This window comes from Pedococcus ginsenosidimutans (assembly GCF_039544395.1).
Lineage (GTDB): Bacteria > Actinomycetota > Actinomycetes > Actinomycetales > Dermatophilaceae > Pedococcus > Pedococcus ginsenosidimutans.
The window spans coordinates 462,670-484,844 of the sequence record NZ_BAABLO010000011.1 but is presented as its reverse complement, the minus strand read 5'-3'; the positions used below and the strand labels follow the sequence as shown (position 1 = coordinate 484,844).

General features: G+C 73.6%; 19 protein-coding genes. 11 read left to right on the top strand and 8 right to left on the bottom strand.

Features of this window, described 5'->3' with window-relative positions:
• Positions 1-33: 33 nt before the first annotated feature.
• From ABEA42_RS13195 to ABEA42_RS13185, 3 genes are read right to left on the bottom strand one after another with little or no spacing between them, the layout of a single operon-like run.
• Positions 34-1,302 (bottom strand): glycoside hydrolase family 3 N-terminal domain-containing protein, encoded by a 1,269-nt coding sequence (locus ABEA42_RS13195; RefSeq protein ID WP_345503959.1) that lies wholly within the window; start codon positions 1,300-1,302, stop codon positions 34-36.
• A gap of 46 nt (positions 1,303-1,348) precedes the next feature.
• Positions 1,349-1,732: a GntR family transcriptional regulator gene (locus ABEA42_RS13190; RefSeq protein ID WP_345503957.1), complete on the bottom strand. Its 384-nt coding sequence runs from the start codon at positions 1,730-1,732 to the stop codon at positions 1,349-1,351.
• Positions 1,729-2,586: a hypothetical protein gene (locus ABEA42_RS13185; protein ID WP_345503955.1), complete on the bottom strand. Its 858-nt coding sequence runs from the start codon at positions 2,584-2,586 to the stop codon at positions 1,729-1,731. Before ABEA42_RS13185 ends, ABEA42_RS13190 begins: the two co-directional genes overlap by 4 nt.
• A 64-nt stretch (positions 2,587-2,650) precedes the next feature.
• Between ABEA42_RS13185 and ABEA42_RS13180 the strand changes: the two genes are divergently transcribed.
• The 4 genes from ABEA42_RS13180 (at position 2,651) to ABEA42_RS13165 (ending at position 6,747) form a co-directional block, all read left to right on the top strand.
• Positions 2,651-3,268, top strand: a complete 618-nt coding sequence (locus tag ABEA42_RS13180; protein ID WP_345503953.1) for a hypothetical protein — start codon at positions 2,651-2,653, stop codon at positions 3,266-3,268.
• 52 nt (positions 3,269-3,320) lie between these two features.
• Entirely contained in the window at positions 3,321-4,310 is a 990-nt protein-coding gene (locus tag ABEA42_RS13175) for a nucleoside hydrolase (RefSeq protein ID WP_345503952.1), read from the top strand.
• Positions 4,310-5,128 carry a PfkB family carbohydrate kinase gene (locus ABEA42_RS13170; RefSeq protein ID WP_345503951.1) on the top strand — a complete coding sequence of 273 codons (819 nt, stop codon included), beginning with the start codon at positions 4,310-4,312 and terminating at the stop codon, positions 5,126-5,128. The genes ABEA42_RS13175 and ABEA42_RS13170 overlap by 1 nt, the downstream gene beginning before the upstream one ends.
• 128 nt (positions 5,129-5,256) lie before the next feature.
• Positions 5,257-6,747, top strand: a complete 1,491-nt coding sequence (locus tag ABEA42_RS13165) for an alkaline phosphatase PhoX (RefSeq protein WP_345503948.1) — start codon at positions 5,257-5,259, stop codon at positions 6,745-6,747.
• Positions 6,748-6,858: 111 nt separating this feature from the next.
• Here ABEA42_RS13165 and ABEA42_RS13160 read toward each other — a convergent pair whose 3' ends face one another.
• Together ABEA42_RS13160 and ABEA42_RS13155 are read right to left on the bottom strand one after the other, a co-directional pair.
• Complete coding sequence (locus ABEA42_RS13160) at positions 6,859-8,091, bottom strand: class I SAM-dependent methyltransferase (RefSeq protein ID WP_345503946.1); 1,233 nt, start codon at positions 8,089-8,091, stop codon at positions 6,859-6,861.
• Positions 8,092-8,152: 61 nt separating this feature from the next.
• Complete coding sequence (locus tag ABEA42_RS13155; RefSeq protein WP_425572070.1) at positions 8,153-8,974, bottom strand: GNAT family N-acetyltransferase; 822 nt, start codon at positions 8,972-8,974, stop codon at positions 8,153-8,155.
• 280 nt (positions 8,975-9,254) lie between these two features.
• Between ABEA42_RS13155 and groES the strand changes: the two genes are divergently transcribed.
• The 3 genes from groES to ABEA42_RS13140 all read left to right on the top strand — a co-directional run bounded on the left by groES (position 9,255) and on the right by ABEA42_RS13140 (position 13,140).
• Positions 9,255-9,548, top strand: coding sequence for a co-chaperone GroES (gene groES, locus ABEA42_RS13150; RefSeq protein WP_345503942.1), 294 nt, complete (start codon positions 9,255-9,257; stop codon positions 9,546-9,548).
• Between the two features lie 101 nt (positions 9,549-9,649).
• A complete protein-coding gene (groL, locus tag ABEA42_RS13145; RefSeq protein ID WP_345503940.1) occupies positions 9,650-11,269 on the top strand; it encodes a chaperonin GroEL in 1,620 nt (539 codons plus the stop codon).
• 257 nt (positions 11,270-11,526) lie between these two features.
• Positions 11,527-13,140, top strand: coding sequence for a SigE family RNA polymerase sigma factor (locus ABEA42_RS13140; RefSeq protein ID WP_345503939.1), 1,614 nt, complete (start codon positions 11,527-11,529; stop codon positions 13,138-13,140).
• 30 nt (positions 13,141-13,170) lie between these two features.
• Here ABEA42_RS13140 and ABEA42_RS13135 read toward each other — a convergent pair whose 3' ends face one another.
• Entirely contained in the window at positions 13,171-13,395 is a 225-nt protein-coding gene (locus tag ABEA42_RS13135) for an RNA-binding S4 domain-containing protein (protein ID WP_345503937.1), read from the bottom strand.
• Positions 13,396-13,480: 85 nt separating this feature from the next.
• Positions 13,481-13,777 carry a WhiB family transcriptional regulator gene (locus ABEA42_RS13130; protein WP_345503935.1) on the bottom strand — a complete coding sequence of 99 codons (297 nt, stop codon included), beginning with the start codon at positions 13,775-13,777 and terminating at the stop codon, positions 13,481-13,483.
• Between the two features lie 143 nt (positions 13,778-13,920).
• Here ABEA42_RS13130 and guaB point away from each other — a divergent pair, with 143 nt between their 5' ends.
• The 4 genes from guaB to ABEA42_RS13110 all read left to right on the top strand — a co-directional run bounded on the left by guaB (position 13,921) and on the right by ABEA42_RS13110 (position 20,222).
• On the top strand, positions 13,921-15,477 hold the full coding sequence (gene guaB, locus ABEA42_RS13125) for an IMP dehydrogenase (RefSeq protein ID WP_345503933.1): 1,557 nt from the start codon (positions 13,921-13,923) through the stop codon (positions 15,475-15,477).
• Positions 15,478-15,738: 261 nt separating this feature from the next.
• Complete coding sequence (locus tag ABEA42_RS13120) at positions 15,739-16,860, top strand: GuaB3 family IMP dehydrogenase-related protein (protein ID WP_345503931.1); 1,122 nt, start codon at positions 15,739-15,741, stop codon at positions 16,858-16,860.
• A 54-nt stretch (positions 16,861-16,914) separates the two neighbouring features.
• The gene (locus ABEA42_RS13115) at positions 16,915-18,507 is read left to right on the top strand and encodes a succinic semialdehyde dehydrogenase (RefSeq protein WP_345503929.1); all 1,593 of its coding nucleotides are present in this window, start codon (positions 16,915-16,917) and stop codon (positions 18,505-18,507) included.
• Positions 18,504-20,222 (top strand): GMC family oxidoreductase, encoded by a 1,719-nt coding sequence (locus ABEA42_RS13110; RefSeq protein WP_345503928.1) that lies wholly within the window; start codon positions 18,504-18,506, stop codon positions 20,220-20,222. Before ABEA42_RS13115 ends, ABEA42_RS13110 begins: the two co-directional genes overlap by 4 nt.
• Positions 20,223-20,401: 179 nt before the next feature.
• Here the strand turns inward: ABEA42_RS13110 and ABEA42_RS13105 are convergent, their stop codons facing one another.
• Positions 20,402-22,138 (bottom strand): ABC transporter ATP-binding protein, encoded by a 1,737-nt coding sequence (locus ABEA42_RS13105; protein ID WP_345504465.1) that lies wholly within the window; start codon positions 22,136-22,138, stop codon positions 20,402-20,404.
• Positions 22,139-22,175: the final 37 nt, after the last annotated feature.

Below are 22,175 nucleotides of genomic sequence, written 5' to 3'. Positions count from 1 at the left end.
TACGGGAAGCCTGGGCTGCAACGCAACTGGGCGTCAGCCGCAGCGCACCAGGCCGGCGTGGGCCTTGAGGTCCATGACGCGGGCTGCCGCGGCATCGACCTGCGCCGCGAACGACCTGCTCTGGGCCCGCTTCGCCGCGATGGCGCCGAGCATCGTCGAGGCCTGGCCCGCGTCGGCGGTGAGGACGATGTCGCCCCCCGCCGCGATGAAGCGGGTCGCGCGCTGGCCCACCGGCACGGCAGCCACGGCCCGCGCGGCGCCCACGTCGTCGGTGATGACGACGCCGCGGAACCCGAGATCGCCGCGCAGCAGGCCGGTCACCACTGCCCTGGAGAACATCGCCTGGTTCGCGGGGTCGATGCGCGGGTACCTCGCGGACGACACCATGACGACGGGCGCGCCGGCGGCGATGCCGGCCTCGAACGGGGCGAGGTAGGGGTCGCCCGCGCGCGTGGTGGAGTCGGTCGTGCCGGTGGTCGTGACGTCGGTGTTGCCGGTCACCCGCCCGAGCCCGGGGAAGTGCTTGAGGGTCGGCATCACGCCGCCGGCCACCGAGCCACGCACGAAGGCCGCGACGTACCGGGCGTTGGTGCTCGGTGAGCCGGGCGCGAAGTCGCGGTGGTAGCGGCCGATGGGCTGGTTGGCCTCGCCGAGGGAGGTGGGCACGGTGTCGGCGACGGGTGCGAGGTTGATGGTGACGCCGGCCCGGGCCAGCTGGCGCGACCAGGTGCGGACGGCGGCCTGCTCCGCGGTGGTGCCGAGCGTGGCCTGGGTGCGCGCGGACGGCATGCGGTCGAAGCCCGGACCGCGCAGCTGCTGCACCTCGCCACCTTCCTGGTCGGCGGCCACGAGCAGGCTGCCGTGCGCGGCGGCCTGCAGGCGCGCGGAGGTCCGCGCCATCGACGCCGTACCGCCCGACCACCCGCCGAGGTAGATGACGCCCCCGAGGTGCTGTGCCCCCACCTGGGCGGCCAGTCGGGTGGAGCTGCCGCTCGGCTGGAGCCCGACCATGAGCAGCTGTCCTGCGCGTTGTGACGGCGTCATGGCAGCCGCCAGCCGCTGCCCGCAGCTGCGGGACGGACGGGTGGGGGTGGACGCCGAGGTGGTGGTCGGCGGTCGCGTGGTCGTGACCGTCGTGCTCGTCGTCGTGGAGCTCGAGGCGGTGCCGGGGCTGGTGCTGGAGGCGGCACCGGTGGACGTCGGGGCGGGGGAGGGATTCCCGCTGGAGCAGCCGGTGGCGACCAGGGCGGCGGCGCCGAGGACGGCGAGCGTGCGCAGGGGTCGCTGGGCTCGGGCTCTCACGCCCTCGAACCTATCCCGCCGTCTCGTCGGGACGCAGGCGCGCCGGTCAGGAGGTCACCGGCGGGATCCGTCGCAGCTGGGCCCGGACGGCGCCGAGCGCGTCGTCGTCCGAGAGGCCCAGGTGCCTGGCCACCAGGGCGAAGCTGCGGGCGGCCTCCTCGACCTGGTCGCGGGTGTGGCCGGCGGTGCCCCGCACGGGGGCGACGACGGTGCCGTGGCGGACGCGGCTGGTGACCAGCCCCTCGCCCTCGAGCTCCCGGAAGGCCCTGGCCACGGTGCCGGGGGCCAGGGCGAGGTCGCTGGCCAGCTGGCGGATGCTCGGCAGGCGGGTGCCTGTGGCCAGCGCCCCGGACCGGATCAGGTCGGCGAGCTGCGCCCGCAGCTGTTCGTAGGCCGGGACGGCGCTGTCGGGGTCGACGTCGATGTTCACGGGGCCGCAGTGGCCCGGGCGGGCTCGGCAGGCGCCGTACGACGGGCGGGGCTGGGCCGGACGGCGACGAGCCAGCCCACCACCACGGTGAGGGCGAGGGCGGCGAGGCTCGCGGCCGCCCAACCGTCGCCGGCGGTGTCGGACGTGGTGCCGAGGAGCCCGAGGAGGCTGGCGGCGGGGTACCCGGCGGCGACGATCGCGGAACCGGCGAGCACGTTGGCGCTCCGGGCGCGCAGCGCGTCGTCGGCGGCGAGCAGGTCGCCGTCCACGGCAGGCTGCGGGCGGGAGGCGACCCGGCGCAGGGTGGCGGTGACGGCGGCGAGCCCGGCTGCCGCTGCACCGAGCCACAGGGTGGCCTCCCCGCGCAGCCCCGGCTGGCCGTTCCCGGCCCTCACGACGACGGCGACGTACAGCACCACCAGCGCGAGGCACGCCGCGGCGAGCAGCACGACGGCGTCGCGGCGCAGGTAGGCCGTGACGGTGCGCCGGGACAACGAGGCGGTGCGCCGGCCCGGGTCGACCTGCAGGCCCGCGAGGCGCCACTCGGCGACGACGGCCCCGACGAACCACCCGAGGAAGGCGGCGGTGAAGTTGAGGGTCAGCCGGGCGTCGCGCAGGGCCCACAGCAGCCCGAGCAGCACGCCGGTGGACAGCCCCAGGGCCCGCCACCGGCGCGTGACGGCGAGGGCCAGGACGACGAGCGGCCCGTTGGCCTCGGTCACGAGCAGCTGCTGGCGGGCGGCGAAGCGGCGCAGGCGCGGCAGCGACACCGGCGAGGTCGACACGCCTGCCACCAGGGCGACCGCGCCCAGCCCGAGGAGGGCGACGACGATGAGGACGACGATCCGGGTCATGCGGCCAGACTGCACCTCGCCGAACCCTGTGTCAATGTAGCAACACAGTGATACATTCGCTGGCATGGACGAGCAACGGGGGAGTGGCGCGCAGGTGGTCGGTGGGCAGCCGCGGGCCACGGTGGGCGCGGGGTATGGCGTGACCGACGAGGTGTGGCGCGCCCTGGAGCCGGAGGCCCGGGCGGCCGCCGCCCGCGAGCGCGGGGCCCTGCTGCGTACGGCGCTGGTGACCGGCGTCCTGGTGCTCCTCGGGATCGGGGTGCTGTGGTCGGGAGCCTTCTCGCCACGGCTCTCCGGGGGCGACAACTCCGGGTACGACGCCGGGTCGCCCGGCGCGCGGGCCCACCTGCAGTTCGACCTGCACAACGACGGTGTGGTCACCGAGCACGTCACCCGGTGGGCTCTCCCGGTGCCGGGGGTCGAGGTCACGGGGGTGTCCCCGGACCCGCTCGAGGTCGCGCCCCGCTCGCAGCAGAAGGTGGACCTGCAGATCCGGGTCACGGACTGCACCAGGGCCACGGGCGAGGCCCGCACCTGGCTGGCGACGCACCCCGTCGACGGCCCCGGGTTGCGGGTCTGGAGCCGCCGGCCCTGGGGCGAAGCCGCGGCGACGGTCACCCCGCCCGGTTCCATGGCGGAGATGGTGCTGATGGCGTGCGGCGTGGACCTGAGCAAGGAGTGACCGGGCCGGTCGCGGAGGGTGGCGGGGCGGCCCGCTCTGGCAGGATCGCGCCATGGCCATCCCCGTCGTGCTGGACGTCGACACGGGCGTCGACGACGCCTGCGCACTGCTCCTCGCGGCGCTCCACCCCGGTCTCGACCTGCGGGCGGTGACCTGCGTGGGGGGCAACGCGCCCGTCGACGACGTCGTCGCCAACACCCTGACCGTCCTCGACGCCGCCGGCCGGCCCGACGTGGTCGTCGCCCGCGGCGCGGACCGGCCCCTCCTGGAGGAGGCGGTCGACGCCCGGCACGTGCACGGTGCCGACGGCATGGGCGACCTCGACTGGCCGCGCTCGACGCGCAGCCCGGACCCGCGGCACGCCGTCGAGGTGCTCCGCGACGTGCTGCGCGCGGCGGCCGCGGAGGTCGCCCACGGGGCCGACACGCGGGTGACCCTCGTACCCCTCGCACCCCTCACCAACATCGCCCTGCTGCTGCGCACCTACCCCGACGTCGCACCGGGCATCCGGGAGGTCGTCTTCATGGGTGGGGCGGCCCACGTCGGCAACGCCACCGCGTCGGCCGAGTTCAACGTCTTCCACGACCCGGAGGCCGCCGCAGTGGTCCTCGACGCATGTGCCGACCTCGGCATCCCGGTGACGATGTACGGGCTGGACGTCTTCTACGAGCCCCGGGTCGGCCTGCCGGAGGCGGACCGGCTGGTGGCCGCCGGGGGCAGGGGCGCGGCAGAGCTCGCCGGACGGCTGGTCCGGTTCCAGGCCGAGCGGTTCGGGTCGGACTCGGCCACCATCGGCGACGCCGGCGCGGTCTGCGCGGTGCTGGACCCGGCCGGCGTGCAGCGCGAGAAGCTCCCCGTGCGGGTCGAGCTCGCGGGCACCTGGTCGCGGGGCCGCACCATCGTCGACCGGCGCGACTGGACCGGCGACCTGTCGCACGACCCGCACGGCCAGGCCCCGGCGACCATCGACGTGTGCCTCGAGGTGGATGCCGACCGCTACACCCGGCTCTGGCTCGAGACCGTCGAAGGGGGTGGTCGCTGATGGGCCGCGTCGTCGTCCTCGGCTCGCTCAACGTCGACCTCGTCGCCCACGTCGAGCGCCACCCCCGCCCCGGGGAGACGGTGCTGGCCGACGACGCGGTGCAGCGGTTCGCCGGCGGCAAGGGTGGCAACCAGGCCGTCGCGGCGGCTGCAGCCCGTGCCGAGGTCGTCATGGTGGCGGCCGTGGGCGACGACGAGGGCGGCGCCGCCTACCGAGCGCGTCTCGAGCGGCTCGGTGTCGACGTGTCCGCGGTGGCCGTGGCACCCGCGGCCACCGGCCAGGCCTGGATCGTCGTCGACGACGAGGGCGAGAACTCCATCGTGGTCGTCGCGGGTGCCAACGGCCACGTCACCGCCGACCTCCCTCCCCTCGGCGAGGGCGACGTCCTGCTCGTCCAGCTCGAGGTCCCCGTACCGGTCGTGGCCCGCGCCGCCCGCGCGGCGCACGCCCGGGGTGCGCGCGTGGTGGTCAACGCGGCGCCGTACGCCGCCCTGCCGCACGACGTCGCGGCCCTCGCCGACCCCGTGGTCGTCAACGAGCACGAGGCCATGCAGCTCGCAGACTCCGACGTGGTGGCGCGCTCGCTGCTGGTGACGTTCGGGGCGGCGGGGTGCAGCTGGGACGGCGAGCGGTTCGACGCGGCACCGGTCGGGGCGGACGAGGTGGTCGACACCACGGGTGCCGGTGACGCGTTCTGCGGGGCCCTCGCAGCGGCCCTCGCCGACGGTGCCGACCGGGCGGAGGCCGTCCGCAGGGCCGCCGCGGCCGGTGCGGCTGCCGTCCGCCACCACGGCGCGCAACCCGACCCCGAGCTCTAGAGTCGGAGGGACGTCGGACTCCCGATGGCGAAGCCTCGCCCGGAGTTCGCCCGGAGTTCACCCGGGGCGGGTCGGATGGGGCTGCTGCGCCCCGTGGCGCACCTCCCTGCTCGAGAACGGACCTGCGCATGCCTCTGTCCCGTCGTTCACTCCTGACCTCCGGTGCCGCAACCGGAGCCGGCCTCGTCGTCGCCGGTGCCCTGCAGCCGGCCACCGCCCTCGCGGCCCCGACCCAGGCCGCCCACGGCGGATCCCGGTCCCGCCTGTTCCCGCCGCTGACGCACACCGACGGTGACCTGCTGGCGCTCCCGCGCGGCTTCTCCGCCACCCCGGTCGCGGTCTCCGGCAGCACCGAGGTGCACGACGGCACGGGCAAGGTCGTCGGCGCCACCCCCGAGCGCCCTGACGGCACCCTCGTCGTGGCCGGCCCGCGCGGCTACCGCCTCGTCCAGAACCACGAGGCGTCCCCGGGCAGCGCCGCCCCGGTGCCGTTCGTCGAGGGCACCGTGTACGACCGCGGTGCGCTCGGTGGCGGCTGCACCGTCATCGAGACCACCCGCCAGGGCGGCCGCGTGTCGGAGTGGGTCGGCCTGTCCGGCACCATCAGCAACTGCGCCGGTGGCCCCACGCCGTGGGGCAGCTGGCTCACCTGCGAGGAGACCGAGGCCAAGGCCGGCACCGGGGGCCTCGAGAAGGACCACGGCTACGTCTTCGAGGTGTTCGCCGGCGCCCCGGCCGACCAGGTCCCGCGCCCCATCGCCGCCTGGGGGCGCGCGCCGCACGAGGCCGTGGTCGTCGAGCCGAGCCGGCAGCGGGTCTACCTCACCGAGGACGCGAGCAAGCCGACCGGCCTGCTCTACCGCTGGACCGCTCCGTCGGGCTACCGCCTGCGCGCCGGCATCGCCGACCACCTCGGCCCGGACGACGGCACCCTCGAGGCCCTCGCCGTCGTGGCTCCCGACGGGGGCGTCCTGCCGGACCTGGCCTACGTGACCGCGGGCCAGATCGGCCGCCCCTTCGCGACGCGCTGGGTACGGGTGCCCGACCGCCACGCGCGCGACACCTCCCTGCGCAAGCAGTTCGCCGACGGTGCCGTCACCCACTCCAAGAAGCTCGAGGGAGCCTGGGGCGACCGTCACGGCATGTACTTCGTGGCCAGCTTCGCCTTCGCGGCCGGTGACCTGCCGGCCGACGCCACGCCGCACGACGGGCAGCTCTGGTACTACGAGTACGCCACCTCGACGCTCACGCTCGTGGCCTACTACCCGTACAACCCGTTGCTGCACAGCGAGACGATCGACCCCGAGACCGGCCTGGGGCGCAGCCTCGACCTGGCGTTCGACGGTCCCGACGGGTGCCACGTCTCGCCGTACGGCAGCCTGGTGCTCTCCGAGGACGGCAACACCGCCAACCACCTGCTGTCCTGGAGCCGCGAGACCGGGGCGCAGCCGATCGCCCGCAACCTCATCGTGCAGGAGCGCACCGCCGCTGGTGTGCCGGTCTACAGCGAGATGACGGGCCCGTGCTTCTCGCCCGACGGGCGGGTGCTCTTCGGCAACGTCCAGGAGCCCGGTCACGTCTTCGCGATCAACGGCCCCTGGCGCACCTACCTGGGCTGAGGCTCCTGCCGGCCACCTGTGGCCGACGCGAGCCGGTCGCGACCTCGGGGGAGAGTCGCGGCCGGCTCGCCGTGCGTCCTCGTCCAGTAGGGCGTGTGGCGCCTCGGCGCCTCAGGCCGGTTGGACGACGAGCACGACCTGGTTGCTGCGCACCCGGGTCAGGACGATCACGGCCTCGGTGTGCCCCTTCGCGGGGAGCCGGAGCTGGCGGCGCAGGAGGTCGGCGTCGATGCCGACGCCGCGCTTCTTGATGGTGAGCCGGTCGATGCCGTGGTCGCGCAGCCAGCCGCGCAGCGCCTTGACGTTGTAGGGCATGGCCTCCACGACGGCATACCGCCTGGCGTAGGGGACGTCGACGGAGCGGGGGGAGCCGACGTAGCCCACGCCCGTGTCGAGCTCGACGCCGCCGGTGGCGGCCGTTAGGGCGGGTACGAGCCCCGCGCGCAGCACCGCGCGGTCGGGCTCGTAGAGCCACGGGCCCACGTCGGCGAGGTTGGTCAGGGTGGGCGCGGTGGTGTCGCCGTCGCGCTCGGTGACCTGTACCGCGGGGGACCCCTCGCGCATCACGACCGCCGTACGCCCCGGTGTGCGGACCAGCGGCCCGAACCACACGGTGCACTCGACGACCTCGCCGTCGACCGAGGTCCACTGCGCCTCGGCGCCGGTGGGCAGGGCCGCGTGCGGGAAGGCTGGGCTCAGCTTGGCCCCGGTGGCGGGCAGGGCGCGCGCGAGTGCCTGGACCGTGTCCCACGACGGCGAGATCTCGTCGAGGCGGAAGAGGCGGCGGGTGCGCCCGGTGACGTCGGCGACCCCGGGGGTACGGCGCGCCGGGTCGAGCCACGCGCCGACACCGCGGGCACCTTCTCCGGCGGGCGGGGTGAACTCCTCGGCGAAGCCCTGCTGGGCGGAGGAGTCGGGCCAGTGCCGGAGGTTGACGTCGGCGACGGCAGCGGTCACCTCGTCGGCGTCGACGGCCCGGACCCGCAGGTCGAGCCCGGCCATGGCCATGGCGTCGGCCCCGATGCCGCAGCCGAGGTCGTGCACGGTGTGGATGCCGGCAGACCGGAAGCGTTGCGCGTGCTGGGCGGCGACGTTGAGCCTCGTCGCCTGCTCGAGGCCGTCGGAGGTGAACAGCATCGCCCGGGCGAACTCACCGAACTTCGCCGTCGCCCGTGCCCGCAGCCGCGCCTGGTTGAGCGCAGCCGCGACGAGGTCGGGCTCGAAACCGGCGTCGCGCAGCCGTTGCTGGAGGGCGAGGGCGCGCGACTCGTCGTAGGGCGGGAGGGACTGCAGCAGCCCCCACCCCTCACCGGTGGTGAGCCGGCGGAGCAGGGGGAGGTCCATGGCGAGCATTGTGGCGCATCGCCGGCGGCAGCCGCGGTGCCTGGTCCTCGGCCCGGAGAGGTCAGGCGCGACGGGTCCACTCGTACGGCGTCGTGGTGGACACCTTGACCAGCCCCGCCCGCTCGAGGATGGGCCGGGAGAACTCGGTGGAGTCGCTGTTGAGGTAGCGCTTGCCGTGGGCGAGGGCAGAACGCGCACGGGCGGCGGTCAGCGCGCGGTAGATGCCACGGCCGCGCCACTGCGGCAGGGTGGCGCCGCCCCAGAGCCCGGCGAACTCGGTGCCCGCGACGGGTTCCAGCCGGCCGGCACTGACGACCTGCCCGTCCGCCTCGGCGACCCACATCTCCATGTCGTCGCGCGTGCGCAGCCGGTGCAGGATCTGCTCGGCCATCTCCGCCTCGCGCTCGGCGGCGTCGCCGAAGACCTCGGCCTGCATCCTCATCATGGCCCGGACATCGCCCTCGTCGGTGACCTGCCGGACGACGACACCCACGGGGAGGTCGACGTCGACGGCGAGCAGACGGGCGTCGCCGACCATGACCGACTCCGGCTCGTCCGGGGTGAACCCGTGGGCGAGGAGGGCCTCGTGCAGCCCGGGGGCGTGGTCGTGTCCGCGGGTCTTCCACTCGACCCGGACGACCTGCGGGTCGGCCTCGTAGTGGGCCAGCGCCCCGGCGACGAGCTCGCGGACCGAGTCCTCGGCCGCAGGGCGGCGGTCCACGTCGAGGTGGCGGTAGCTGATGAACCCGCGCCCGCCGAGGAACGTCGCCAAGACCAGCGGGCCGAGCCGCGCGACCTCCACGGCAGACGGGACCTCGGCCTCCTCCCGCAGCTGGGTGTCGTAGGCGTGCAGGAGGGCGGAGGTGCTGGCGGCATCGGTCACGCGGACGACCATGGCCCGCGGCGACACCCCACCGCAACGGGGTTTGCGCGTGGCGCCCTGCTGCGCCCACGGCGAACACGGCGTGAACCTCTGGCACTCGAGTTGACCGAGTGCTAAGCCCGACCATAGATTTGCCGTTGGCACTCAGGTTCGTCGAGTGCTAACCAGCCAGTCGGTCGACCCCCGCGACGGCGACCGCACGGCAAGCACTTGGCACCACCCCGCAGTACCAGCACCATCCACCTGTCACTCCGACATTCCCGAAGGGGAGGTCCTCATCGTGTCGGTTTCCATCAAGCCGCTCGAAGACCGCATCGTCGTCAAGTCCGTCGAGGCCGAGCAGACCACTGCTTCCGGCCTCGTCATCCCGGACACCGCGAAGGAGAAGCCCCAGGAGGGCGAGGTCCTCGCGATCGGTCCCGGCCGCATCGACGACAACGGCAACCGTGTCCCGCTCGACGTCAAGGTCGGCGACCGGGTCATCTACAGCAAGTACGGCGGCACCGAGATCAAGCACAGCGGCGAGGAGTACCTCATCCTCTCCGCGCGCGACGTCCTCGCCATCGTCGGCTGAGCATTCGCACCTGATGAGTGACGTGCCCTGTATGCCGACTGCTCGGCATGCAGGGCACGTTGCCTTCGTTCCCTGATTTTCGCTGCTAGAGAAGGACTTTCATGGCTAAGACGCTGGAGTTCAACGACTCCGCTCGCAAGTCGCTCGAGCGTGGGGTCGACGCGCTCGCGAACGCGGTCAAGGTGACGCTCGGCCCCAAGGGCCGCAACGTCGTCATCGACAAGAAGTGGGGCGCCCCCACCATCACCAACGACGGCGTGACCATCGCCCGTGAGGTGGAGCTCGACGACCCGTACGAGAACCTCGGCGCCCAGCTCGCCAAGGAGGTCGCGACCAAGACCAACGACGTCGCCGGCGACGGCACGACCACCGCCACGGTGCTCGCCCAGGCCATGGTCAAGGAGGGCCTGCGCAACGTTGCCGCGGGTGCCGCCCCGGCCGGGCTCAAGCGTGGGATCGACCAGGCCGTCGAGGCCGTGTCCGCCCGCCTGCTCGAGACCGCCCGCGAGATCGAGGGCAAGGACGAGATCGCCCAGGTCGCCGCGCTCTCCGCGCAGGACCAGGTCATCGGCTCCACCATCGCCGACGCGTTCGACAAGGTCGGCAAGGACGGCGTCATCACCGTCGAGGAGTCCTCGACCGCGACGACCGAGCTCGAGTTCACCGAGGGCATGCAGTTCGACAAGGGCTACATCTCGCCCTACTTCGTCTCCGACGCCGAGCGCATGGAGGCTGTCGTCGAGGACGCCTACATCCTCATCAACCAGGGCAAGATCTCGGCCATCGCCGACGTCCTCCCGGTGCTGGAGAAGGTCGTCAAGTCCGGCAAGCCGCTGCTGATCATCGCCGAGGACATCGACGGCGAGGCGCTGTCGACCCTGGTGGTCAACAAGATCCGCGGCACGTTCAACGTCGTGGCCGTCAAGGCCCCCGGCTTCGGCGACCGCCGCAAGGCGATGCTGCAGGACATGGCCACCCTCACCGGCGGCCAGGTCATCTCCGAGGAGGTCGGGCTCAAGCTCGACCAGGCCGACCTCGACGTGCTGGGCCAGGCCCGCCGCGTCGTCGTCACCAAGGACACCACCACGATCATCGACGGCGCCGGCTCGACCGACGACGTCACCGGCCGGGTCAACCAGATCAAGGCCGAGATCGAGCGCACCGACTCCGACTGGGACCGCGAGAAGCTCCAGGAGCGCCTCGCCAAGCTCGCCGGTGGCGTCTGCGTCATCAAGGTGGGTGCCCACACCGAGGTGGAGCTCAAGGAGAAGAAGCACCGCATCGAGGACGCCATCTCGGCGACCCGCGCGGCCATCGAGGAGGGCATCGTCGCCGGTGGCGGCTCCGCCCTCGTCCACGCCTCCTCCGCCATCGACGACCTCGGCCTCGAGGGCGACGAGGCCACCGGTTCGCTCATCGTCAAGAAGGCCGCGGCCGAGCCGCTGCGCTGGATCGCCGAGAACGCCGGCCTCGAGGGCTACGTCGCCGTCTCCAAGGTCTCCGAGCTCGAGCCCGGCAACGGCCTCAACGCTGCGACCGGCGAGTACGTCAACCTCATCAAGGCCGGCGTCATCGACCCGGTCAAGGTCACCCGCTCCGCCCTGCGCAACGCCGCCTCGATCGCGTCGATGGTCCTGACCACCGACACCCTCGTGGTGGAGAAGAAGGAAGAGGAGCCCGAGGCCGCTGCCGGCGGTCACGGTCACGGCCACGGTCACTGACAGCTGACCGAGGCCGCGCCGCGCGGCCCGTCCGCGCCGTACCTCTCGAAGGCCCGTCCCCACTCTTGGGGGCGGGCCTTCGCCGTGCCTCCTTGGCAGCCGGGCCGCCGGTCGGCACGGGTGCCGCGCCGTACCCGCCGGGGCCGCCGGTCGCGACGTACCCGGCACGGGAGCCACGAACGGTCTCCCGTCGCACCGTCCGTGGACCGTTCGTGGCTCCGCGGCCATGAACGGGCCATGAACGGTGGCCATAAACGATGGCCGGCCGGGACCCCGACCGGTATGGCGCTGCCAGGGCTGCCGGTGCGACGCTGGGGGAGGTCGTGCGGCAGAGCGAGGTGGTCGTGGCGCAGCGGTGGGCCGAGGCACCGGCGTTCGACGAGTACGTCGTGGCGCGGGGGAGCGACCTGCTGCGGACGGCGTGGCTGCTCACCGGTGACGAGCGCGGCGCCGAGGCACTGGCCCGGGCGACGCTGGACGCCGCGTGGCCTCGTTGGTCGCACCTGGTCGATCGTGGGGCGGGGTCGTACGACGCCGAGCTGCGCCGGGTGCTGGTCGCCGGCTACCTGCACCACGCACCCCGGCGGCGACGACCCACCACGACCGGCCAGACGACGCGACCCCCCGCCACGCCTCGCCCGCCTGCACCACGCCCTGCCGCCGGGGACGTCTGGGCCGCCCTCGCCGAGCTGACCCGGCAGCAGCGGACCGTCGTGGCGCTGTCCGTCGTCGACGGGCTTGGCGACGCGCAGGTCGCTCATGCACTCGACGAGGCCACGGGCGAGGTGCGCCGGCACCGCGAGCACGCGTTGGCCGCGCTCTCGGGCCGTCTCGGCGTCGGGGAGCAGGAGCTGGGCGGGCTGCTCGACGGCGTCCTCCCGGCGGACCCGTCGGTCGACGCGCTCCTGGCCCGGCCGGCCCGCAGGTCGCCGCGGTGGCGCGTGGTGCGCGACTGGGTGGCTGTCCTGGCTGGCCTGGCGCTGGTGGCCGTGGTCGTGGGGCTCGTCCGGCCCAGCGACCACGGGGGCGTGGTGCCGCCGCCTCCCGAGCCGACGATCGCACCGTTGTCCTGCCTCACGCAGGCGCCCCCGCCGTCACCGCCGTCGACGAGCGCGGTACCCCTGCACACCAGGTACGACGCGGTCCTGGTCTGCGCCCAGACCGACGAGGGTTCGGTCTGGGCGAACTCCCTGCCGCCGGACGACGCGGTGACCGCACCCGCGGCCATCGACGCCCTCGTGCTCGACCCCCGCGGTGCCGCCACCCACTGTGCCCACCTCCCGACGGGGCCGGCCTTCCGCGTCCTGCTGCGCACCGCGGACGGCGCCCTGACGACGTGGGCCAACGAGGGCCTGGCCTGCAACGGCTGGCCCGCGCTGGACTCCTACTACCGGGCCCTCGCCGAGCAGGGCGCCGGGCCGGCCGTGGACGCCGACGGGTTCCTCGGCTGCCCCTCCACCCTCACCGGCCAGCGGACCTCGACACCGTCCGCTGCAGTGAGCGGCGCGGCGCCGGGGCTGGCGCGGGGCACCGTCCTCGTGGCGGCGACCGCCTGCCTGCACCCGGCCGTTCAGCCCCAGGCGTCGACACCGCCGAGCTTCCGAGCCGTCCGCGGGGCCGTGCTCGGCGGACCGGGGCTGGCCCAGCTCAACGCCGACCTCGCGCGCAGCGGCTCGCGCCGCGGGCCGAGGCTGGCCTGCCTGGCGGGCCCGTGGACCTACGAGCTGAGGGCGCGTACCGACACCGGTCGCCTCGTCGAGCTCACGAGCGGCTGCGCCCGCGAGTTCGCCGTCGACGGCCGGCAGCGCGACACCTGGCCGGTGAGCCGCGAGACGACCAGCATGCTGCGAGCCCTGCTCGTGGCCAACTAGGCGAGAAGGCCGCGCGGAATCGAGGGGCCCTCAGCCCCCGGCGGCCACGCGGATCGTCTGTCCGGCGAAGGTGACGGTCTGCCCCGGACGCACCTGGGCGCCGCGGCGTACCTCCACCGCACCGTCGACCGAGACCTCGCCGAGCTCGATCACCGAGCGCGCCATGGCGCCGTCGTCGACGACGCCGGCGAGCTTGAGCAGCTGGCCGAGCCGGATCGACTCGTCGCGGATGGGGACCTCGTGCTCGGCGCTCACCCTGCGAGTGTACGGAGCGTCGGCAGGCGGTCGGTGCCCGGCGGCTGGTGCCCGGCGGCTGGTGCCCGGCGGTTGGTGCGCGGAGTCAGCTCGCGGCGGGGACGGTGCCGCGGCCGGCGTAGTGGGCCTCGCGCTCGTCCTCGGTCATGGCGCCCCAGACGCCGTACGGCTCACGCACCCGGAGGGCGTGCTCGCGGCACTGGGCGAGCACGGGGCAGGCGAGGCAGACCTCCTTGGCCTCGGAGTCGCGCGACCGGCGCGCAGGTCCGCGCTCGCCCTCGGGGTGGAAGAACACGTCAGGGTTGACCCGTCGGCAGGAGCCGTCGAGCTGCCAGCTCCAGAGGTCTGCGACGGGTCCCGGAAGTCGCGACAGCTCGGCCATGTCGGTCCCCGCTCCTGCGGCACGGTGCCGCTCGTCGGCGACGCTACCGGCGCTGACCTGCGCCGATGCCAACGCGCGGTATGGACTTGTTCAAGCGCAGGCCACGTTCTGGGCGGCGTGCGGGGCTGCTTTACGATTGGGCAATGAGCCTTGGGTTTGACGACCGCCTCCCGTCCCTCGCCGAGCAGCCGGCGGAGATCGAGGAGCACGACCCGTTCGGCAAGCTCGGACTGACGTATGACGACGTGCTGCTGCTGCCCGGGGAGACCGACGTCATCCCCTCCGACGTCGACACCACCGCTCGGCTGACGCGGGAGATCTCGCTGCGGATCCCGCTGGTCTCCGCCGCCATGGACACCGTCACCGAGTCGCGCATGGCCATCGCCATGGCCCGCCAGGGCGGCCTCGGGGTGCTGCACCGCAACCTGTCGATCGAGGACCAGGCCTACCAGGTCGACCTCGTCAAGCGGACCCAGACGGGAATGATCAGCAACCCCATCACCATCGGCCCCGACGCCACGCTCGAGGAGCTCGACCGCATCTGCGGCGAGTACCGCGTCTCCGGCCTGCCGGTCGTGCAGCCCGACAACACCCTCATCGGCATGATCACCAACCGCGACCTGCGCTTCACGCCCGTCGCCGAGTGGGGCACGACCCGGGTCCGCGACGTCATGACGCCGATGCCGCTGGTGACCGGTGGCGTCGGGATCTCCCGTGACGACGCCACCGCGCTGCTGCGCCAGCACAAGCGTGAGCGCCTCCCGCTCGTGGACGACCAGGGCCGCCTCGCCGGCCTCATCACCGTCAAGGACTTCGTGAAGTCCGAGCAGTTCCCCCACGCGAGCAAGGACGACCACGGCCGGCTCCTCGTCGGCGCAGCCATCGGGTTCTTCGGTGACGCGTGGGAGCGCGCGACGACCCTCGTCGAGGCCGGGGTCGACGTCCTCGTCGCCGACACCGCCAACGGCCACGCCCGCCTCCTGCTCGACATGATCCGCCGGCTCAAGGCCGACCCGGCCACCCGCCACGTCCAGGTGATCGGCGGCAACGTCGCGACCCGCGCCGGTGCGCAGGCCCTCGTCGACGCCGGTGCCGACGGCGTCAAGGTCGGTGTCGGTCCCGGCTCCATCTGCACGACCCGCGTCGTCGCCGGCGTCGGGGTGCCCCAGGTGACGGCGATCCACGACGCGTCGCTCGCCTGCCGGCGGGCCGGGGTGCCGGTCATCGGTGACGGCGGCCTGCAGTACTCCGGTGACATCGCCAAGGCGCTGGTGGCCGGAGCCGACACCGTGATGCTCGGCTCGCTGCTCGCGGGGTGCGAGGAGTCGCCCGGCGACCTGATCTTCGTCAACGGCAAGCAGTTCAAGTCCTACCGCGGCATGGGCTCGCTCGGCGCGATGGCCTCGCGCGGGAAGAAGTCCTACTCCAAGGATCGCTACTTCCAGGCCGACGTCGCCAGCGACGACAAGATCGTGCCCGAGGGCATCGAGGGCCAGGTGGCCTACCGCGGCCCGCTCGGCAACGTCGTGCACCAGCTCGTCGGTGGCCTCGCGCAGTCGATGTTCTACGTCGGCGCCCACACGGTGCCGGAGCTCAAGGCGCGCGGCCAGTTCGTGCGCATCACCTCGGCGGGCCTCAAGGAGAGCCACCCGCACGACATCCAGATGACCGTCGAGGCGCCCAACTACGGCAGCCGCTGACCTGTCCATTTAGTGGAAGCCCGTCCAGACACGCGGCGTTCGCGGGATACGCCATCTGGGTGAGCCGCCCGCGGTCGGGCCGACCCTAGGCTGACGACACGACCCCGAGCGGGTGTCGCAGCAGGGGATGGTCCACACAGATGTCGTCGCGCCGTGCCCTCGGTGGGGAGCGACGATCCCCAGACGCCCCGTCGGCGGTCGCCCCCCTCACCCGTCGACGGGGCGTCGCGGCGCCCGCGGCCGGACCGATAGCCTTGCGCGGTGACTGAGATCGAGATCGGCCGAGGCAAGCGCGGCCGTCGGGCCTACTCCTTCGACGACATCGCGGTGGTGCCCTCGAGGCGCACCCGCGACCCCGAGGAGGTCTCGGTGGGCTGGCAGATCGACGCCTACCACTTCGACATCCCGGTCATCGCGGCGCCGATGGACTCGGTCATGTCGCCGGAGTCGGCCATCGCGTTCGGGCGCCTCGGCGGCCTGCCGGTCCTCGATCTCGAGGGCCTGTGGACCCGCTACGAGGACCCCACGCCCCTGCTCGCGGAGATCGCCACCCTCGACCCGGCCACCGCGACGGCCCGCATGCAGGAGATCTACGCCCCGGAGATCCAGCCCGAGCTCATCGTCGAGCGGCTGCGCCAGGTGCGCGAGGCCGGGGTCACGGTCGCCGGTGCCCTCAGCCCGCAGCGCACCCAGCAGTTCTGGAAGCACGTCGTCGACGCCGGGGTCGACCTGTTCGTCATCCGCGGCACCACGGTGAGCGCCGAGCACGTCTCGGGCCGCGCCGAGCCGCTCAACCTCAAGCGCTTCATCTACGAGCTCGACGTCCCCGTCATCGTCGGCGGCGCGGCCTCGTACACCGCCGCGCTGCACCTCATGCGCACCGGTGCCGCCGGTGTCCTCGTCGGCTTCGGCGGGGGAGCGGCGCACACCACCCGGCGCACGCTCGGCATCCACGCCCCCATGGCCAGCGCCATCGCCGACGTCGCCGCCGCGCGCCGCGACTACCTCGACGAGTCCGGCGGGCGCTACGTGCACGTCATCGCCGACGGCGGCATGGGCGACAGCGGCGACATCGTCAAGGCCGTCGCCTGCGGTGCCGACGCCGTGATGCTCGGTGCGGCACTCGCCAGGGCCACCGACGCCCCCGGCCGCGGCCTGCACTGGGGCCCGGAGGCCCACCACCAGGAGCTGCCGCGCGGCTCCCGGGTGGAGGTCGGTGCGGTCGCCCCGCTGGAGCAGATCCTCTTCGGGCCCGGCCGCCGCGCCGACGGCACCACCAACCTCGTGGGGGCCCTGCGGCGCGCCATGGCGACGACCGGCTACTCCGACGTCAAGGAGTTCCAGCGCGTCGAGGTCGTCGTCGCGCCCTACCAGGCGACGTGAGACGCCGCTAACTTACTACTGGTAATGACGGGGGCCCCGACCTACGCTGCCCCTATGGCCCCGGACCTCATCGCCGACCCCGAGACCGACCCCACCGCGACGTATGCCGTGGACCCGGCGCTCGTGCGCCGGCTGGCCAGGCGGGTGGTCGCGGCCCCTCGGGCCACCCACCACGTGAGCCACACGCCGATGACCGGGGCGCCGCTGGCGTCCCTGCCGCTGTCGACGCGCGAGGACGTCGTCGTCGCCGTGGACGCGGCGCGGGCGGCGCAGCGGTCCTGGGCGCGCACGCCCATGGAGCTGCGGGAGCGCATCCTGCTGCGCTACCACGACCTCGTCCTCGAGCGGCAGGTCGAGCTGCTCGACGTCGTGCAGCTCGAGTCGGGCAAGACCCGGCTCCAGGCGTTCGAGGAGGTGGCCGACGTCGCGCTCGTGGCGCGGCACTACGCGCGCAACGCGGCGTCGTACCTGCGACCGCGGCGGCGCACGGGGCTGTTCCCGGTCCTCACCCAGTCCACCGAGCACCACCACCCGCGCGGCGTCGTCGGCATCGTGAGCCCGTGGAACTACCCGCTGTCGCTGGCGATCACCGACGCCCTCCCGGCCCTGATGGCGGGCAACGCCGTCGTCCTGCGCCCGGACCTCCAGGCGTCGCTCACCGCGCTGCAGGCGGTGCAGCTGCTCACCGAGGCCGGGCTGCCCGAGTCGGTCCTGCAGGTCGTGCTCGGCGACGGGGAGAACGTCGGCCAGGCGGTGGTCGACCTCGCCGACTACGTCTGCTTCACCGGCTCCACCAGCACCGGGCGGCGTGTGGCCGCCTCGGTCGCCACGCGGCTCGCCGGCTACTCGCTGGAGCTCGGCGGCAAGAACTCGATGTACGTCGCGGACGACGCCGACCTCGACAAGGCGGTGCAGGGCGCGGTCCGGGCGTGCTTCTCCTCGGCGGGGCAGCTCTGCATCTCCGTGGAGCGGCTGCTGGTCCACGCCTCGGTCGTCGACGAGTTCCGCACGCGGTTCGTGGCAGCGGTCGAGGCGATGACGCTGGGGCCTGCGCTGGCCTACGGCACCGACATGGGCTCGCTGGTCTCCGCGGCCCAGCTCGCCAGGGTCAGCGACCACGTCGACGACGCGCGGGCCAAGGGGGCCACCGTCCTCACCGGTGGTCGTGCCCGTCCCGACCTCGGGCCCTGGTTCTACGAGCCCACCGTCCTCGAGGGCGTGACCGCGGCGATGGACGTCCGCGACGACGAGACGTTCGGCCCGGTGGTCAGCCTCTACACCGTGCACGGTGACGACGAGGCGGTCCGGGCGGCCAACGACACCGACTACGGCCTCAACGCCAGTGTCTGGACCCGCGACACGGCCCGGGGCCGCCGGGTGGCGACCGCCATCGAGGCCGGCACCGTCAACGTCAACGAGGGGTATGCCGCCGCGTGGGGTTCGGTGGCCGCGCCGATGGGCGGCATGAAGCAGTCGGGCGTCGGGCGCCGGCACGGCAGCGAGGGCATCCTCAAGTACACCGAGTCCCAGAACGTCACCGTGCAGCACGTCCTGCCGATCGCGCCGGTCGCGGGGCTGTCGGACGAGGCGTACGCGCGGGTCATGACGGCGGCGCTGCGGACCCTCAAGGCGGTCGGCCGCCGATGACCGACACCGCCCAGCAGCCCTCCGGCCTGCCCGCGAGCAGCCATGTCGACGTCCTCGTCGTCGGCTCCGGCTTCGGTGGGTCCGTCACCGCGCTGCGGCTGGCCGAGAAGGGCTATCGCGTCCACGTCGTCGAGTCCGGCCGCCGGTTCCGCGACGAGGACTTCGCGAAGACGTCGTGGGACGTCCGCAGCTACCTCTGGGCGCCGCGGCTGAAATGCTTTGGGGTGCAACGGATCCACCGTCTCCCGGACGTGGTGGTGCTGGCGGGCGCAGGGGTCGGTGGCGGCTCGCTCAACTACGCCAACACTCTCTACGTACCGCCGGAGTCGTTCTTCCGCGACGCCCAGTGGAGCGACATCACCGACTGGCAGGCAGAGCTCGAGCCGCACTACGCGACGGCCTCGACCATGCTCGGCGTCGTCACCAACCCGTGCGAGGGCGTCGTCGAGGACGTCATGCGTCGCACGGCCGAGGACCTCGGCGTCGGCGACACCTTCCGCAAGACCCCGACGGGCGTCTTCTACGGCATGCCGGGCAAGCGGGTGCCCGACCCCTACTTCGGTGGCGCGGGACCCGACCGCACGGGCTGCACCCAGTGCGGCAACTGCATGGTGGGCTGCCGGGTCGGTGCCAAGAACACCCTCGTGAAGAACTACCTGGCCCTGGCGGAGCGGCTGGGCGCCACGGTCGAGCCGCTGCGGACCGTCGTGCGCGTGGCCCCCCGCCGGGCAGGCGGGTATGCCGTGACGCACGAGTCCACCGGTGCATGGCTGCGGCGCGACCGGCGCACCGTGACCGCCGACCACGTCGTGTTCGCCGGCGGGGCCTGGGGCACGCAGAAGCTGCTCCACGCGATGCGGCAGACCGGTGTGCTGCCGCGGCTCTCGGCGCGCCTGGGCCACCTCACCCGGACCAACTCCGAGGCGCTGCAGGGCGTCATGCTCGAGAAGGTCCCGCGCGGCGAGAACCTGTCACGGGGTGTCGCCATCACGTCCTCGTTCCACCCGGACGCCGACACCCACGTGGAGAACTGCCGCTACGGCCCCGGCTCCAACCTCATGGGGGCGCTCGCGACGATCATGGTCCCCGGCGACAGGCTGCCCCGTCCGCTGCAGTTCCTCGTGGAGGCCGCCAAGCACCCGGTCGTGTTCGTGCGGTCGCTGTCGCAGTACCGCTGGAGCGAGCGCACCGTCATCGGGCTGGTCATGCAGAGCCGCGACAACTCGTTGCAGGTCTCGGGGACACGCGGCCGGTTCGGTGGCAGGGGCCTGACCTCCCGCCAGGGCCACGGCGAGCCCAACCCCACCTACATCCCCGCCGGGCAGCGCGCGATGAAGTCGCTGGCAGTGCGCCTGTCGGAGGCGACCGGGTTGCGCGCGTTCGCCGGCGGCAGCCTCGGCGAGGTCGTCGACATCCCCATGACGGCGCACTTCCTCGGGGGAGTGGCCATCGGCTCCAGCCCCGAGCGCGGCGTCATCGACGCCTACCACCGGGTCTGGAACTACCCCGGGCTGCACGTCGTCGACGGGTCGGCCATCTCGGCCAACCTCGGGGTCAACCCGTCGCTGTCGATCACGGCGCAGGCCGAGCGCGCGATGGCGTTGTGGCCCAACAAGGGTGACGAGGACCCGCGGCCCGAACAGGGCGCGGCGTACGTCCTGCTCGAGCCGGTCAAGGCCGCGAACCCCGCCGTGACGCGGTACGGCGCCGCCTGACCCGAGCGCCCACGCAACGCCACGGTCTCGTCGAGAGGGACCGGACGCAGCCAGGGGCGGCAGCTGAGGAAAGCCCCTGCGCCCCCTCAGCTGCCGCCCCCGATGGGTGTGGCCGGAAGTGAGCCGGGGATGGAACCTCCAGCCACACCACCCGGACAACGACGCGGTGGGGTGCGGGGTTACGCGTCCTCGTGCGCGTTCTCGCCCGATCCCGCGACTGCGCCGGTGGCAGCCGGGGACTCGTCGCGCCACGACGCCCACAGCGCCGCGTAGGCGCCGCCGGCCGCGACCAGCTCGTCGTGGGTGCCTATCTCGCTCACGAGGCCGTCCTCGACCACGGCCACGCGGTCTGCGTCGTGCGCGGTGTGCAGCCGGTGGGCGATGGCCACGACGGTCCGGCCCTCGACGACCGCGGCGAGCGAGCGTTCGAGGTGCCGGGCGGCGCGGGGGTCGAGCAACGACGTGGCCTCGTCGAGCACCAGCGTGTGCGGGTCGGCGAGGACCAGCCTGGCGAGCGCCAGCTGTTGCGACTGGGCCTCGTTCAGCGCGAAGCCGCCACTGCCGACGACGGTGTCGAGGCCGTCGGGGAGCCCCGCGGCCCAGGCCAGGGCATCGACCGCGTCCAAAGCCTCCTCGAGGTCTGACCTCGAGGCTCCCGGACGCGCGAGCAGGAGGTTGTCGGCGAGGGAGCCCACGAAGACGTGGTGCTCCTGGGTCACCAGGGCCACCTCGCCGCGCAGCTCGGCGAGCTCGAGGTCGACGAGGGGCACGCCCCCGACGTCGATGCGGCCCTCCCTCGGGCCGTCGACGCCGGCCATCAGACGGCCCAGCGTCGACTTGCCCGCGCCCGAGGGCCCGACGACGGCGAGCCGCTCACCGGGTCGCAGGCCGAGGCTCACGCCGTGGAGCACGTCGTGGCCCTCGCGGTAGGCGTAGCGGACGTCGTCGACGGTCAGGTCGGAGCCGTCCGGGTGCTCCCCGGAAGCCGTCCGATCGGCAGGGACCGCCCCGACACCGATGACCCGGGCCAGGGACGTCGCGCCCACCTGGATCTCGTCGAGCCAGCTGAGGACCTCGTCGAGCGGGCCCACCATCTGGTGCACGTAGAGGGTGACCGCGGTCGCCGCGCCGGCGGTGATGTTGCCGTTGACGGCCAGCCAGCCGCCCCAGAGGACGGCCGCCGCGGTCGGCACCGAGTAGCCGAAGACGACCGACGGGAACCAGCGCAGGCGCAGCCCGAGGGTGTAGCGCTCGGCGCGGTAGCACTCGGCCAGCGCCTCGTGGAACCGCCTGCGCCGCACCGGTGCCAGCGACAGGGCGTCGATGGTGCGCGCCCCGTCGACGGTCTCGGCGACGACACCGTTGAGCTCGGCGTAGGTGGCCCGCTCCCACAGGTAGCCCGACGCCGCGTGGCGCAGGTAGCGGCGGGTGGAGAACCAGTAGAACGGCAGGCCGGCAAGGATCGCCAGGCTCGCGAGCGGCGAGGTGAACAGGGACGCCACGACGGTCATGGCGACCGTCATGGTGGCCACGAACAGCGACGGGATGCCGAACCGCACGACGTGCGACAGCGCCTCCACGTCGTTGGTGGTGCGGGCCACGAGGTCGCCGGTGCCGGCGCGCTCGACCGTCGACAGCGGCAGGTTGACCGCGCGGGCGACGAACTGCTCGCGCAGCTCGGCGAACACCGTCTCGCCGAGGATGAACGAGAGCCGGCGCGCGGCCCAGGTCAGGCCGGTCTGGGCGACGACCGCGGCCGCGAGGGAGAGCGCGAGGCGGTCGACGGCCCCACGCGTACCGTGCCCGCTGACCTCGTCGACGAGCCGGCCCACGAGCCACGGTGCGGCCAGCGCGGCCAGCGCCGCCATCGCGTGCAGCCCGAGCACCTGGGCGAGCAGGCGGCGGTGCGTGCCCATGAGCTCACGGGTGTGCGCCCAGACGGCACGGGAGTCC